At 64.3% G+C, this 14,514-nt stretch carries 10 protein-coding genes; 5 read left to right on the plus strand and 5 right to left on the minus strand.

Annotation, left to right across the window (positions count from 1 at the left end; translation table 11 throughout):
- The first annotated feature begins 95 nt into the window (after nt 1–95).
- Nucleotides 96–1,025 carry a LysR family transcriptional regulator gene (locus tag N7422_RS05165; RefSeq protein WP_279805496.1) on the plus strand — a complete coding sequence of 310 codons (930 nt, stop codon included), beginning with the start codon at nt 96–98 and terminating at the stop codon, nt 1,023–1,025.
- Between the two features lie 43 nt (nt 1,026–1,068).
- Here the strand turns inward: N7422_RS05165 and N7422_RS05170 are convergent, their stop codons facing one another.
- From N7422_RS05170 to N7422_RS05180, 3 genes are all read right to left on the minus strand, one after another.
- Nucleotides 1,069–2,346, minus strand: coding sequence for an outer membrane protein transport protein (locus N7422_RS05170; RefSeq protein WP_279805497.1), 1,278 nt, complete (start codon nt 2,344–2,346; stop codon nt 1,069–1,071).
- 146 nt (nt 2,347–2,492) lie between these two features.
- Nucleotides 2,493–2,975 carry a hypothetical protein gene (locus N7422_RS05175; RefSeq protein ID WP_279805498.1) on the minus strand — a complete coding sequence of 161 codons (483 nt, stop codon included), beginning with the start codon at nt 2,973–2,975 and terminating at the stop codon, nt 2,493–2,495.
- Between the two features lie 244 nt (nt 2,976–3,219).
- Nucleotides 3,220–3,444 (minus strand): hypothetical protein, encoded by a 225-nt coding sequence (locus N7422_RS05180; RefSeq protein WP_279805499.1) that lies wholly within the window; start codon nt 3,442–3,444, stop codon nt 3,220–3,222.
- 941 nt (nt 3,445–4,385) lie between these two features.
- On the opposite strand from N7422_RS05180, the gene N7422_RS05185 reads away from it, so the two are divergent.
- Nucleotides 4,386–4,793: a sel1 repeat family protein gene (locus N7422_RS05185; protein WP_279805500.1), complete on the plus strand. Its 408-nt coding sequence runs from the start codon at nt 4,386–4,388 to the stop codon at nt 4,791–4,793.
- Between the two features lie 199 nt (nt 4,794–4,992).
- Nucleotides 4,993–6,351: a DNA recombination protein RmuC gene (gene rmuC, locus N7422_RS05190; protein ID WP_279805760.1), complete on the plus strand. Its 1,359-nt coding sequence runs from the start codon at nt 4,993–4,995 to the stop codon at nt 6,349–6,351.
- Here rmuC and N7422_RS05195 read toward each other — a convergent pair.
- Together N7422_RS05195 and N7422_RS05200 are read right to left on the minus strand one after the other, a co-directional pair.
- Nucleotides 6,323–9,799: a PAS domain-containing hybrid sensor histidine kinase/response regulator gene (locus tag N7422_RS05195; RefSeq protein WP_279805501.1), complete on the minus strand. Its 3,477-nt coding sequence runs from the start codon at nt 9,797–9,799 to the stop codon at nt 6,323–6,325. The genes rmuC and N7422_RS05195 overlap by 29 nt on opposite strands.
- Before the next feature lie 202 nt (nt 9,800–10,001).
- Entirely contained in the window at nt 10,002–11,186 is a 1,185-nt protein-coding gene (locus tag N7422_RS05200) for an MFS transporter (protein ID WP_279805502.1), read from the minus strand.
- Nucleotides 11,187–11,357: 171 nt separating this feature from the next.
- On the opposite strand from N7422_RS05200, the gene N7422_RS05205 reads away from it, so the two are divergent.
- Complete coding sequence (locus N7422_RS05205; protein ID WP_279805503.1) at nt 11,358–12,497, plus strand: TDT family transporter; 1,140 nt, start codon at nt 11,358–11,360, stop codon at nt 12,495–12,497.
- 131 nt (nt 12,498–12,628) lie between these two features.
- The gene (locus N7422_RS05210) at nt 12,629–14,503 is read left to right on the plus strand and encodes an MFS transporter (RefSeq protein WP_279805504.1); all 1,875 of its coding nucleotides are present in this window, start codon (nt 12,629–12,631) and stop codon (nt 14,501–14,503) included.
- The last annotated feature ends 11 nt before the right edge of the window (nt 14,504–14,514 follow it).

Raw genomic sequence — 14,514 nt, forward strand, 5'->3', positions numbered from 1 at the left:
TGAGCGGGCAGGTTAACAATGGCCATGCGCGGCGCTGTAGACCCTGGGCATTGAGTTCTTTATAAAGAAATTCTTACGAATCTCGAGAGCGCCACATGGACCTGCTCAATGCCATCCGCAGTTTCATCAAGGTGGTCGAAGCCGGCAGCATTGCCGGTGGCGCCCGGGCACTGGGGTTGACCCCGGCGGCGGTGAGCCAGAACCTGGCCAGGCTGGAGGCGCACCTGCAGGTGCGCCTGGTGGCCCGTACCACACGCAGCATGGCGCTGACCGGCGCAGGCAACCTGTACTACCAGCGGGTGCGACATATCGAGCGTGACCTGGAGTTCGCCGAGCAGGCCGTCAGCACGCCCGACAGCGAGCCTCAGGGGCGCCTGTGCATTGCGTCCACGTCGGCGTTCGGCCGGCATGTGCTGGCACCGCTGATACCGGCCTTCAGCAAGCGTTATCCGTTGCTTTCGATAGAGTTGTTGATGACTGATCGCAAGGTCAATCATGCCCGTGAAGACGTGGATGTGAGCCTGCGCATCACGCCACAGCTGGAAGATCAGCTGCTGGCCCGGCATATCGCCCGTATACCGTTCATCTGTTGCGCATCCCCTGGTTACCTGGCCGGCGCCGGCTGGCCGGTCACGCCCGAAGCGCTGCACGACCACAATTGCCTGGTGTTCCGCTATCCGGTCGACGGGCGTTTCCTGCCCTGGGGCTTCATGCGTGACGGGGCGCGTTTCGAGGCGCGCTTCGGCAGGACGCTGATCAGCGACGATATCGAGGCCCTGACCCAGATGGCGTTGCATGACGGCGGCATCACCCGGCTGGCCGAGTTCATCGTGCGCCCGCACCTGGAAACCGGCGCCCTGGTGCAGCTGTTCGCCTTGAGCGAGGGCGGTCAGGCGTACGCCCAGACGGAGCCGATGGACGTCTACCTGTGCGTGGCCGACCGTTATGCCATGACCACCAAGGTGCGTGTGTTCATGGACTACCTGCAACAGTGCCTGGGAGAGAGCTGGTGCGTGCAGGCATGAAAAAACCGCCACGAGGGCGGTTTCTTCATGCAGCGGATGTCACTTAGAAGCGGTAGGTCAGCGAAGCGCCAACGCCGTGGGCGCTGTTTTCGTACTTGGCCTGGTAGCTGCCTTTGAGACCTGCTTCGCTAACGCTGTGCGGCTGGTTGTTGACCTTGGTGTCCTCTTCCCACAGGTAGGAGTAGGCCACGTCGATGGTCATGTCGTCGGTCGGGCTCCAGCCGGCACCGATGCTGAAGATCTTGCGATCGCCAGTGGGGATGCGCGGGGAGCGGTTGGTGTTGTTGGTCGGCGACTGGTCGACCGAGAAACCGGTACGCAGGGTCCACTCCTTGTTCACCTTGTAGGAGGCGCCAATGGCGTGAGCCCAGGTGTCGTGCCAGTTCTGCTCCTCGGAGATGGTCGCGAACTGCCCGGCAGGGCCTGCCGGAACGTCGTTGTTGACGGTGATCGCTTCCAGTCGGCTCCAGCGGGTCCAGGTGCTGCCTGCGTACAGGGTCCACTGGTCGTCCAGCTCGTGGGTGACCGAGAAGTCCACCGACTCGGGCGTCTTGATCTTCAGGGACGCATCGAACTTGTTGCCGTCCAGGCCGAGCAGCGGGTAGCTGACCTTGGTCTTGCCTTCGAGCTTGTAGTCGACCATCGAGTGGTAGGTCAGGCCGACGCGGGTACGGTCGGTGGCCTGCACCAGGATACCGATGTTGTAGCCAACGGCGGTATCGTCACCCTTGATCTTGACCTCGCCATCGGCCGGGCGCAGCGGCGACACGCTGGCCAGGTTCGAGCCGAGCTCGCCCTTGATGCGGTTGATGGTCGGACCGAAACCGATCGAAACCTTGTCGTTGAACGCATAGCTCACGGTCGGCTGGAAGGTCACGACCTCGACATGGCTCTTCTTGCCCCAGTAGCGCGCAGCATCGTCGCTACCGTAGTCGGTGACCAGGCCGAATGGCACGTAGACGCCGAAACCGACGCTCCAGTGGTCATCGATCGACTTGACGTAGTAGCCCATCGGCACGCCGACCACAGGCACCATGTCACCGTCAGTTTCCCCCCCTTTGTTGCTGCCAGGCCCGGAAATATCGGACTTGGCGATGACCGCGGCACCGCCGACGGTCATCTGGTCGCGCTTCAGGCGGGACATGCCCGCCGGGTTGCCGTACACGGTACTTGCATCTTCGGCAGCAGAAGAACGACCCGCAAAACCTGTCCCCATGCCGCTGACACTTTGTTCGTTCAGGGCGAAACCACTGGCGAGCAATTGGCTGGAAGCGAGGGCAACGGCAATGCCGAGAGAGGTTTTGAGCATTACTTTTTTCATTATTAGAAACTCCTTGGGATCTCCGGGGCGAAAAGCTACCAACAAATACCGCTCCACGCTATAGGCTCAAACGCAGGAGATAGAGCGGTTTTGTAGGACAATCCGACCAAAATTCCTTTTTTTCATGTTGCAAATGCGAAGGCTTGTCAGGAGGCCATCACCTGTTCGGGAGCGACGCAGTGATGCCAGGCCTGGGTGAAGTCACGCAGGCGCCCCTGGGGGTGGAACGTCTGGCGCCAGATGCGTGCCAGGCCCAGCAGGTCGTCGGCCGCCGGCAAGGGCGTGGCCTGCTCTTCGATGAGCATCCAGGCGATGGCCGTGGCGTAGCGCAGATTGACGGTGAGTTCCAGGTGGGGGCCGCCGAGGAAGGCGTGCTGGCTGGCCAGGCCGCGGACCAGGCTGGCCAGCTCGGGATCGCGGGCGAGGAAGTCGTCCCACAGGCAGCGGTGGCGATGTTCGCCGATTCGGTACAAGCCATGGCCGCGCCGGTCATGCAGGGCGGAACCCAGGCCCGACTGGCTGGCGGCAACACCCAGCAACAAAGCTTCGGCGCTGGCGCAGTGGCGGTCCAGGTAGATCAGGGTTGGCCGGATCACGTATTGACTCAACTCGTTCGCAGCGATGCCCATGATGCCCTCTGCTGAAAAGGGCCGACGGGCGCTGGAGCTTGGCAGCTGGTGAGTGGTCAGGCCCGCCGGAAGCGGCAAGCGCCGCTCGAGTTGAAGTGTAGTGTGATAACTGTGGTGTAAAGGGCTGTTTTTAAATCGATTGCAGCCCGAAGGCGCGGGGCATATGCCCGCTGGCGATTAAGCCAATTACCTTCAGGCTGATGACGCGATGGCGTATTCATGGCGTTTATTGCCCGCCATTCATTCATGCGGTCAGCGACTGTCGCGTGCGATCGATCACGGCCTGCAGCGGCTCGGCCCGGTTGTACTGCTCCGGGTAGAGGCGTTCGGTGTGACAGGCGACGCCATGTTCGTCGACCAGGGTGAAGCTGAAGCTGCCCTTGCGTGGGGCGACGATCAGGCACTTCAGTGGTGCGAAGGCCTGGGAAAGGGTGCCAAAGGCAGCCTGGATTTGTTGATGGTTGCTCATATTGTTGGATGTTCCTGCGTAAGACACGGTTTTTGATCCGTGCACAATAGAAACGTTCCAGTGACGTCTTTATTAAGGAGACGCAGAACCTGACTGGAACAGGGCAGCCAGAGGGGCGCATGCAATAGGTGGGCGCTGGGCTGACTGGTAGGTACGACAGAAGGCAGGCAGCACTCCGGGGCCAGGGTTCTAGGCGCCGGGGAAGATCCTGATCAATCTGAGACGTGATTCGTGCCAGGCATGGATTGCCAAGTGAATCATCGAATGGGCCGGTCCTGAATGGCAGCGCCTGCTCGTCTTCGAGGGTAGGGCTGGAGGGACGTGATGGCCAGAATGACTTTCAGCTGGGTACTAACGGGGCGCAAACCTACACGAACATTCAAGGTAATGCAAGTGTTTGGCTCTTCTTGCGCGGAGCCGGCCATTATGTCGCCTATCGGCGTGGCTGTGAAGAGGGGGAAATGCCCCGTCAATAGCCCCAATGTACCGTTTTCGTGCATCGATATGCCGTTTGATGGTGCACTTGTACACACTCGGACGGGGAGTTGTAACCCTCTTGCAACATCCTGTGGAAGGCTCGCCAATGACTTGACTCAAGGGGTAAGTCAATGAAAAAAAACACTAATTTTTGCTGGTGAAAAAATCGTCAGTTTGACTGAAAGCCCCATTTCACAGGGGTTTGAGGGCAGCGTGGAGCGGTTGTCCACCGAGTTATCCACAGGATCTGTGGATTGTCCCGGGCGCTTGCTCTAGCACGGGCGTGCCAGCAGTTTCATCAAGTGTCCGACAATCGGGCGAGGGGCGCCGACCCGGCATTTTTCCCGGGAAAACGTCAAGAAAAAAACATCGAAAAAAAAAGCGATCAGCCATAAGTCGATCAGGTCAGAACCGACAAAAAGGAGTAGAGTGGCGCGCCTTTCGAGTCACCATCGCTGTCGGTCATGAAGCTTCGCGGTAAACACCTCTCCAGCCCTGTCGCCTCCCCATCGTTGCCTCCCCCCAAGCGCTTGTCCCTGAAAGTGGCCTTGTGGCTGCTCGACAGCCCGCGCCTGGGCGACAGGCCCAGCGTCAAGCACTTGGCCGGGCGACTGCTCAAGCAGCCTGCGCGCCAGGGAGTGGTGGTGGCCCAGAGCCGCCTGGGACAGATGCTCTGCCGCGATTGCGGCAATGCGCGCGACCGGCGTATCGGCCATGAGCTGCTGCGCCAGGCGGCCCGTGCCGGTGATCGACGGGCACAGCTGGAATACGGCCGGCAGTGCCAGGCCCGGGAGCCGGAGCAGGCCCGTTATTGGCTGGAGCTCGCGGCGGGGCAGGGATCCCAGGAGGCGCGGCGCCTGCTTCGCGGGTAAACCCGCTGCCCTGGAGCGCAACAGGCAACCGCGCCAACAGGCTGATAAGCTGCGCAGCATTCGTCAACGTTCGATCGGGGTAAGCATGACAGTGGATCTGACCAGCATTCTGCTGGGCTTGATGGCAGGTGCCGTGCCCTGCCTGGGCTGGGTCATGCAGATGCAGCGCGGCCAGGGTGCGCGCAAGGCCGAGCAGGCCTTGCTGGAAGAGCGCCTCAACGCCGCACAGCTGGCCCAGGCGGGCCTGCAGGCGCAACTGGAGGCCAGTCGCGACGAGATCAGCGACCTCAGCGAAGCCAACACCGTCAAGCAGACTCAGCTGGCGGCCCAGGGCCGTGAGCTGGAATTGCTGCAGATCGACCGCGACAACGCCCGCGATGCCGCACACGCCTGGGGCCTCGAGCGTGCCAACCGTGAGGCTGAACTGCGCCGTCTGGAGGCCCAGGGCGCGCGTCTGGAGGCGGAACTGCGCGAGCAGCAGGAAAACCATCAGCAGCGTCTCGAAGACCTGCAGCAAGCCCGCGACACGCTGCGCGCCCAGTTCGCCGACATGGCCACCAAGATCTTCGACGAGCGCGAACAGCGCTTCGCCCAGACCAGCCAGCAGCACCTGGGGCAGTTGCTCGACCCGCTCAAGGAGCGCATCCAGGCGTTCGAGAAGCGCGTCGAGGAAAGCTACCAGCAGGAAGCCCGCGAACGTTTCTCCCTGGGCAAGGAGCTCGAGCGCCTGCAACAGCTCAACCTGCGCTTGTCCGACGAGGCCACCAACCTGACCCAGGCACTCAAGGGTCAGAAGACCCAGGGCAACTGGGGCGAACTGATCCTGGAGCGGGTGCTGGAGCATGCCGGCCTGGAGAAGGGCCGCGAGTACCAGACCCAGGTAAGCCTCAAGAGCGCCGACGGCGAGCGTTTCCAGCCCGACGTGCTGATCATGCTGCCGGGCGACAAGCAAGTGGTGGTCGATGCCAAGGTCAGCCTCACCGCTTACCAGCAGTTCGTCGGCAGCAACGACGAAGCGGCGCTCAAGCAGCACGTGCAGTCGCTGCGCAACCATGTAAAAGGGCTCTCGAGCAAGGATTACAGCCGCCTGGAAGGCCTGCACAGCCTCGATTTCGTGTTGCTCTTCGTGCCGATCGAGGCGGCCTTCTCGGCGGCGCTGCAGGCCGAGCCCAACCTGTTCCAGGAGGCCTTCGACCGGCAGATCGTGATCGTCAGCCCGACCACCCTGCTGGCCACCTTGCGGGTGATCGACAGCTTGTGGAAGCAGGAGCGCCAGGGCCAGAACGCCCGTGAGATCGCCGAGCGCGCCGGCTGGCTCTACGACAAGTTCGTGCTGTTCATCCAGGACCTGGACGAACTGGGCGCGCGCCTGGCCCAGGTGGACAAGGCCTACGCGGCGGCGCGCAACAAGCTGTGCGAGGGGCGCGGCAACCTGGTCAGCCGCAGCGAGCAGCTCAAGCTGCTTGGCGCCCGGGCCAGCAAGAGCCTGCCGGCCGAGCTGATCGAGCGCGCCCTGACTGACGAAGCCCTTACTGAACCTGGCTCAGATGCCGATTGAGCAGGGCGCGCAGGGCCGCCGGCTTGACTGGCTTGGCCAGGTAGTCGAGGCCGGCGGCGTGGACCATGGCGATGGTCTCGTTGCGCCCGTCGGCGCTGATCACCACGCCCGGTACCGGCTCGCCCAGGCGTGCCCGTAGCCAGCCCATCAGGCCGGTGCCGGTTTCGCCGTCGTCCAGGTGGTAGTCCACCAGCGCCAGGTGCGGGCGCAGGCCTTTGCCCAGCAACGCCTCGCATTCGGCCTGGTTGCGCGCGGTCCACACCTGGCAGCCCCAGCGGCTGAGCAGGCTGTTCATGCCGATCAGGATGCTGTCTTCGTTGTCCACGCACAGCACTTGCAGGCCGGCCAGCGGTTGGCCGGCCTGTTCCACGGGGGCCGTGGCCGCCGGCGCGGCGCTCTGGGCGATCGGCACGCCGACGCGGAACACGCTGCCCTTGCCCGGCCACGAACGCACTTCCAGCGGATGCCCAAGCACCCGGCACAGGCCGTCGGCGATCGCCAGGCCCAGGCCCAGGCCCTTTTCGGCGCGGGTGCGGTGGCTGTCCAGGCGTTTGAACTCCTGGAAGATCACCTGCAGCTTGTCGTCGGCGATACCGGGGCCGCGATCCCACACCTCCAGCCACAGCTGCCCGCCCTGGCGGCGCACGCCCAGCAGAATCGGGCTCTTGCCGTAGCGCAGGGCGTTGGTGAGGAAGTTCTGCAGCACCCGGCGCAGCAGTTTCATGTCGCTGTCCACCCGCAGGCGGCTGCCGCGCAGGCGGAACTCCAGGTCTTTCTCGGCGGCCAGGACCTTGAACTCGGCGCCGAGGGTGTCGAACAGTTCGTTGAGGGCGAAAGGCTTGATATCGGGGGTGACCTTGCCGTTCTCCAGACGCGAGATATCCAGCAGGTCGCTGATCAGCTCTTCGGCCGAGCGCAGCGAGCTGTCCATGTGCTGCACCAGCTGGCGGGCCTCGTCGTTCATGCCTTCGGCCTGCTGGGACAAGGCGGCGGAGAACAGCCGGGCGGCGTTGAGCGGTTGCATCAGGTCGTGGCTGACGGCGGCCAGGAAACGCGTCTTCGACTGGCTGACCGCTTCGGCGCGGCTCTTGGCCTCGGTCAGAGCCTGGTTGAGCTGCGACAGTTCGTGGGTACGTTCGGCGACTCGCTGTTCGAGCCCTTCGTTGGAGTCGCGCAAGGCCTGCTCGGCCTCACGGAACGGGGTGATGTCGGTGAAGCTCATGACGAAGCCGCCGCCCGGCATCGGGTTGCCGATCAGTTCGATCACCCGGCCATTGGGGAACAGGCGTTCGGAAGAGTGTGCGCGGCCCTGGCGCATCCAGTGCAGGCGCCGCGCGACATGCACCTGGGCCTCGCCGGGGCCGCACAGGCCACGCTCGGCGTTGTAGCGGATGATGTCGGCGATCGGCCGGCCAACGCTGATCAGCCCGTCGGGGTAGTTGAACAGCTCGAGGTAGCGACGGTTCCAGGCCACCAGGTGCAGGTTCTGGTCGACCACGCTGATGCCCTGGTTGATGTTCTCGATGGCGCCTTGCAGCAGCGCCCGGTTGAACTGCAGCACTTCGCTGGCCTCGTCGGCGATGCGCACGACATCCTCCAGCTGCATGTCGCGGCCTTCGATTGCGGCCTTGACCACGGCGCGGGTCGAGGAGGTGCCGAGCACCCCGGCGAGCAGGCGTTCGGTGTGTTCGATCCAGTCGCCATCGGCGTTCTGGTTGGGGTTGAAGCCCTTGCCCTGACGGTAGGCGAAGCGGATGAAGCTCTGCCGGGCGCGCTCCTCGCCGACGAAGCGCGCGGCGAGCTTGAGCAGGTCGTCGATCTGCACCGCCAGCAATGGCTTGCTGGACGGGCGGGCGCTGGTCTGCTGGCCGATGAAGCGGCCCGCCTGCCAGTGCTCGGACACCCGGGTACGCGACAGTACCGAGACCCAGGCGAACAGGGTGAAGTTGCCCGCCAGCGACAGCACCACGCCCTGGGTGAGCGGGGTGATCGGCAGGTTGAACGGATTGCCGTGCAGCCACGCAAGGCCCGGAAACAGCGACAGCGACCAGCCCAGGCTGTGGGCGGCAATCGGCAGCACCAGGGTGTAGAACCACAGGAAGATGCCGGCGGCCAGGCCGGCGAACACACCACGGCGGTTGGCCTGTTTCCAGTACAGCGCGCCGAGCATGGCCGGGGTGAGCTGGGTCACCGCGGCGAAGGCGATCTGGCCGATGGTCGCCAGGCTCGCGGTGGAGCCGAGCAGGCGGTAGCTGACGTAGGCCAGCAGGAGGATGACCACGATGGTCACCCGACGCACCGAGAGCATCCAGTGGCGGAACACCTCGAACGGTCGCTCGGCGTTGTTGCGCCGCAGCAGCCAGGGCAGCAGCATGTCGTTGGAGACCATGGTCGACAGGGCCACGGCCTCGACGATGACCATGCCGGTGGCGGCCGAGGCGCCGCCGATGAAGGCCAGCAGCGCGAGGCTCGGGTGCGCCTCGGCCAGCGGCAGGCTGATCACGAAGGAGTCGGAGATCACCGTGCCCGGCAGCAGCATCTGCCCGGCCAGGGCGATCGGCACCACGAACAGCGCGGCCAGCGCCAGGTACAGCGGGAACACCCAGCGGGCCAGGCGCATGTCCTGGGACTCGATGTTCTCCACCACGGTGACGTGGAACTGCCTGGGCAGGCAGATGATCGCCATCATCGCCACGGCGGTCTGCACCACCATCGACGGCCAGTTGATGGTCTCGTTCCAGTAATCGCTCAGGTGCACCGACTGGCGCGCCTGGGTGAACAGGTCGTCGAAACCGTCGTACAGGTTGAACACCACGAAGGCGCCCACGGCGAGGAAGGCCAGCAGCTTGACCAGCGACTCGAAGGCGATGGCCAGGACCATGCCGCGGTGGTGCTCGGTGACATCCAGGCTGCGGGTGCCGAAGACGATGGCGAACAGCGCCAGCACCAGCGACACCACCAGCGCGGTGTCCTGCACGCGGCTGCCGGTGGCATCGGCATTGGCGCCGATCAGCAGGTTCACGCCGAGGACGATGCCCTTGAGCTGCAGGGCGATGTAGGGCAGCACCCCGACCAGGCAGATCAGCGCCACCACCACCGCGAGGCTCTGCGACTTGCCGTAGCGGGCGGCGATGAAGTCGGCGATGGAGGTGATGTTCTGCTGTTTGCTGATCAGCACCATCTTCTGCAGCACCCAGGGCGCGAAGATCAGCAACAGCACCGGGCCCAGGTAGATGGGCAGGAAGGCCCAGAGCTGCTCGGCGGCCTGGCCGACCGCGCCGAAGAAGGTCCAGCTGGTGCAGTACACCGCCAGCGACAGGCTGTACACCCAGGCACGCAAGCGCGGCGGCAACGGCGTGCTGCGGCGGTCGCCATAGAAGGCGATGGCGAACATGATGGCCATATAGGCCAGGGCGACCACGGCGATCAGCCCGCTGGACAACGACATGCAAACTCCGGAGCAAGAAAAGAAACGCGGTCCCGATCAACCAGTCTGGCACGCAGGACTCGGTTCGTCAGCGCCGACCATGGTCGCAGTGGCAGGTCGTCGCAGGACTCATTTGCGGGAGCGGACTTGCCCCGCGATTGCGATGTCATGTCGAACATCGTCATCGCCGGGCAAGTCGCATTGGTTCACCGCCGCTCCCGCCTCAACCTTGACGACGCGTCCCCAGGTAATAGAAACATCCCGCCAGTATCACCGAAGCGATCAGCAGGTAGAACACCGCCGCCGGCATCAGGTGCCCCAGCGCCAGGCCCACCAGCATCGGCCCCAGCCCCGCGCCCAGGTTGGACAGGTTCTGCGCGCCGTAATAGACGCCGCGCAGGTGCTCCGGCGCGATCAGGTCGATGAACATGAATTCGGCCGGGATCACGATGATCTCGCCCAGGGTGAACACCAGCATGGCCAGGCACCAGGCCAGTACCGAACCGGCCATGGAGAATCCCAGCAGTCCGGCGATGAACATGGCCATGCCGGCCATCAGCCAGCCCATCAGCTGCTGGCGGGCGATGCGTCGGCCGATCACGTACTGCAGGACGATCACCGTGACGGCGTTGGTGGTCACCAGGTAGCCCACCAGCCGCGCCACCTCGGCGGGATCCTGGATGGTCACCACCAGGTACTGGGACAGATAGGCGGTGAATTGCCCGAACACCACGGCACTGAGCACACCGCCCAAGGTGAAGCAGACCAGCCGCCGATCGCGCAGCATGCCCAGGGCGACTTCGGCGAAGCCCGCCGCCGGTTCGCCTTCGGTGCGGCTCATCAGGTCACGTTCGCCCAGGCGGTAGTAGGTCAGGCTCAGGCCCAGGCCTATCAGGGCGGAGACCAGGAACGGCAGGTGGTCGTCGGTTCCGATCAGCAACACCCCGAGCATCGGCCCACCGGCCCAGGCAATGTTGTTGAAGGTGTACTTGATGGCGAACACCTCGCCGCGTCTGTCCTCCGGCAGCAAGGCGCAGAAGCCCGCCTTGGCGGCGATGTCCACCACTGTCTGGGTCAGATTGGCCACGACCAGGAAGCAGAAGAACAGTGTGGCCGAGGTGCTGGCCACGATCCCCACGAAGGCCAGGGCGAACACCAGCGTGCTGGCGACGATCAGCGTATGGCTGCGCAGGGTGTCGACCAGGTGACCGCCATAGAGTCCCAGCAACGAGGCCACGAACATCGCGCCGCCGACCAGCAGGCCGGTCTGGCCGATCGACAGGGCCATGTGCGCGGACAGGTACACCACCAGGTAGGGCAGGGTGATCGCCCGGGCGATGGTCAGGGTGAAGGTGGTGAGCAGCAGCAGCCGGACAGGCTTGGGATAACCCTTGAGAGCGGTGAGCATCGACACGTCCTTGTCATTCTTGTCGTGGGAAAGCCGCGCCAAGCATATTCCAGCATCCATGGCTTTTGCTATATCTGCAAAACAGATAATAGTTAGAGAAATTACCCGTTATATAGATATTCGATGTGGGCATAAGATGAGCTCACCTTACACAAGGCCAGGAGACATCCCATGCCATGCCCCCAGACCCGCGCCTCCTCGTGGCGCCCGCTCAGCCAGCTGGCCCACCCCCGCGAGGTGATCCGCCAGTTCACTCCCAACTGGTTCGCCGCCACCATGGGAACCGGTGTGCTGGCGCTGGCGTTTCATCAGCTGCAGGTGCCCGGCCTGGATAGCCTGGCGGAAGGCTTGTGGTGGCTGACCATTGGCCTGTTCGTCCTGTTCTGTGTCCTGTATGGCGCACGCTGGGTGCTGTTCTTCGACGAGGCTCGGCGAATTTTCGCCCACTCCACCGTGTCGATGTTCTTCGGCACCATTCCCATGGGGCTGGCCACCATTCTCAATGGTGCGCTGGTGTTCGGCCTGGCGCGCTGGGGCGAGGGGCTGGTGCCGTGGGTCGAAGCCTTGTGGTGGCTGGATGTCGGCCTGGCACTGTTGTGCGGCGTGGCGATTCCCTACCTGATGTTCACCCGCCAGGAGCACAGCATCGATCAGATGACCGCGGTCTGGCTGCTGCCGGTGGTGGCGGCCGAGGTCGCCGCCGCCAGCGGTGGGCTGCTGGCGCCGCACCTGTTGGATGCCCACCGGCAGTTCCTGGTGGTGATCACCAGCTATGTGATGTGGGCGGTGTCGTTGCCGGTGGCATTCAGCATCCTCACCATCCTCATGCTGCGCATGGCGCTGCACAAGCTGCCGCCGGCCAACATGGCGGCCTCCAGCTGGCTGGCGCTCGGGCCGATCGGCACCGGCGCGCTGGGCATGCTGGTGCTGGGCGGCGATGCGCCGGCGGTGTTCGCTGCCAACGGCCTGGGCAGCCTCGGCGAGGTGGCCCGGGGACTTGGCCTGGTGGCCGGCATCGTGCTCTGGGGTGCGGGGTTGTGGTGGTTGCTGACGGCGGTGCTGATCACCTTGCGCTACATGCGCCAGGGCATGCCGTTCAACCTGGGCTGGTGGGGGTTCACCTTCCCGCTGGGCGTGTACTGCCTGGCCACCTTGAAGCTGGCCGCCTGGCTGGGGCTGGGATTTTTCGCGGTGTTCGGCCAGGTGCTGGTGGTGGCGCTGGCGCTGCTCTGGCTGCTGGTGGCCAGTCGGACCCTGCGTGGGGCCTGGCGCGGCGAGTTGTTCGTGTCGCCGTGCATTGCCCAGTCTTGATCCTGTCCTGGCTTTTACTGGAGCGGGACCGGCCTGGGTAAATCTTGTACCTGGGGCCGATCCCGTGCAGATTTGTGGCTTTGCGCGCTGTGCGTGCCTCCAATGACAAAGCCCAACCAGGTACACGGACGATGAGTCACCCCTCGCAATTCACCCTGCTCGGCAAGCGGCGCTTCCTGCCGTTCTTCATCACCCAGTCGCTGGGCGCCTTCAACGACAACCTGTTCAAGCAGTCGCTGATCCTGGCGATCCTCTACAAGCTGAGCCTGGAAGGCGACCGCTCGATCTGGGTCAACCTGTGCGCCTTGCTGTTCATCCTGCCGTTCTTCCTGTTTTCGGCGCTGGCCGGGCAATTCGGCGAGAAGTTCGCCAAGGACCGCCTGATCCGCGCGATCAAGCTGGCCGAAATCGTCATCATGGCCATCGGCGCGACCGGTTTCGTCACCCACCACCTGGAGCTGATGCTGGTGGCACTGTTCGCCATGGGCACCCACTCGGCGCTGTTCGGCCCGGTGAAGTACTCGATTCTGCCCCAGGCCCTGCGTGAAGAGGAGCTGGTGGGGGGCAACGGCCTGGTCGAGATGGGCACCTTCCTGGCGATCCTGGCGGGCACCATCGGTGCCGGGGTGATGATGTCATCGTCCAGCTACGCCACGGTGGCGGCGACGGGGGTGGTCGTCACCGCCGTGCTCGGCTACCTGGCCAGCCGCTGGATCCCCCGGGCCGCCGCCGCCGCGCCGGAAATGAAACTGGACTGGAACATCTTCAAGCAGTCCTGGGCCACCCTGCGCCTGGGCCTGGGGCAAACGCCAGCGGTGTCCCGTTCGATCGTCGGCAACTCGTGGTTCTGGTTCGTCGGCGCCATCTACCTGACCCAGATCCCGGCGTATGCCAAGGACTGGCTGCATGGCGACGAGACCGTGGTGACCCTGGTGCTGACCCTGTTCTCGGTGGGCATCGCGGTCGGCTCGCTGTTGTGCGAACGCCTGAGCGGACGCAAGGTGGAGATCGGCCTGGTGCCGTTCGGCTCGTTCGGCCTGACCCTGTTCGGCCTGCTCTGGTGGTGGCACTCGGGCGATGTGCCGGCGGGCCAGGCGCCGCATGACTGGCTGGCCTTGCTGGGCATGAGCCAGGCCTGGTGGATCATGGTCTCGATCGTCGGGCTTGGCGTGTTCGGTGGTTTCTACATCGTGCCGCTGTATGCGCTGATCCAGGCACGCACGCCGGAGGGCGAGCGGGCGCGGGTGATTGCCGCCAACAACATCCTCAATGCCTTGTTCATGGTGGTTTCGGCCATTGTCACCATCGTGCTGCTGAGCCTGGCCAAGCTGAGCATCCCGCAGCTGTTCCTGGTGGTCTCGCTGCTCAACATCGCGGTCAACGCCTACATCTTCCGCATCGTGCCGGAATTCACCATGCGCTTCCTGATCTGGCTGCTCAGCCACTCGATGTACCGGGTCGAGCACCGCGAACTGCAGCGTATCCCTGATGAAGGTGCGGCCTTGCTGGTGTGCAACCACGTGTCGTTCGTCGATGCGCTGCTGATCGGTGGCGCTATCCGCCGTCCGATCCGCTTCGTCATGTACTACAAGATCTACAACCTGCCGGTGCTCAATTTCGTGTTCCGCACCGCCGGCGCCATCCCGATTGCCGGGCGCAACGAGGACGAGGCCAGCTACGAGCGTGCCTTTGTCCGCATCGCCCAGTACCTGGCCGATGGCGAGCTGGTGTGCATCTTCCCTGAGGGCAAGTTGAGCGCTGACGGTGAAATCGATGTGTTCAAGGGCGGCGTGAACCGGATTCTGCAGGAGACGCCGGTGCCGGTGATCCCGTTGGCGTTGCAGGGGCTGTGGGGCAGTTTCTTCAGTCGCGATCCGAATAAAGGCTTCTTCAGGCGCCTGTGGTCGCGGGTGACCCTGGTGGCCGGCGCCGCCATCCCGGTGGAAGCGGCGCAGCCCGAAGCGCTGCGCGAACAGGTGAGCCTGCTGCGCGGCGACTTGCGTTGAGGTGGGAAGAG

The organism is Pseudomonas sp. GD04091 (genome assembly GCF_029836165.1).
Classification (GTDB): Bacteria; Pseudomonadota; Gammaproteobacteria; order Pseudomonadales; family Pseudomonadaceae; genus Aquipseudomonas.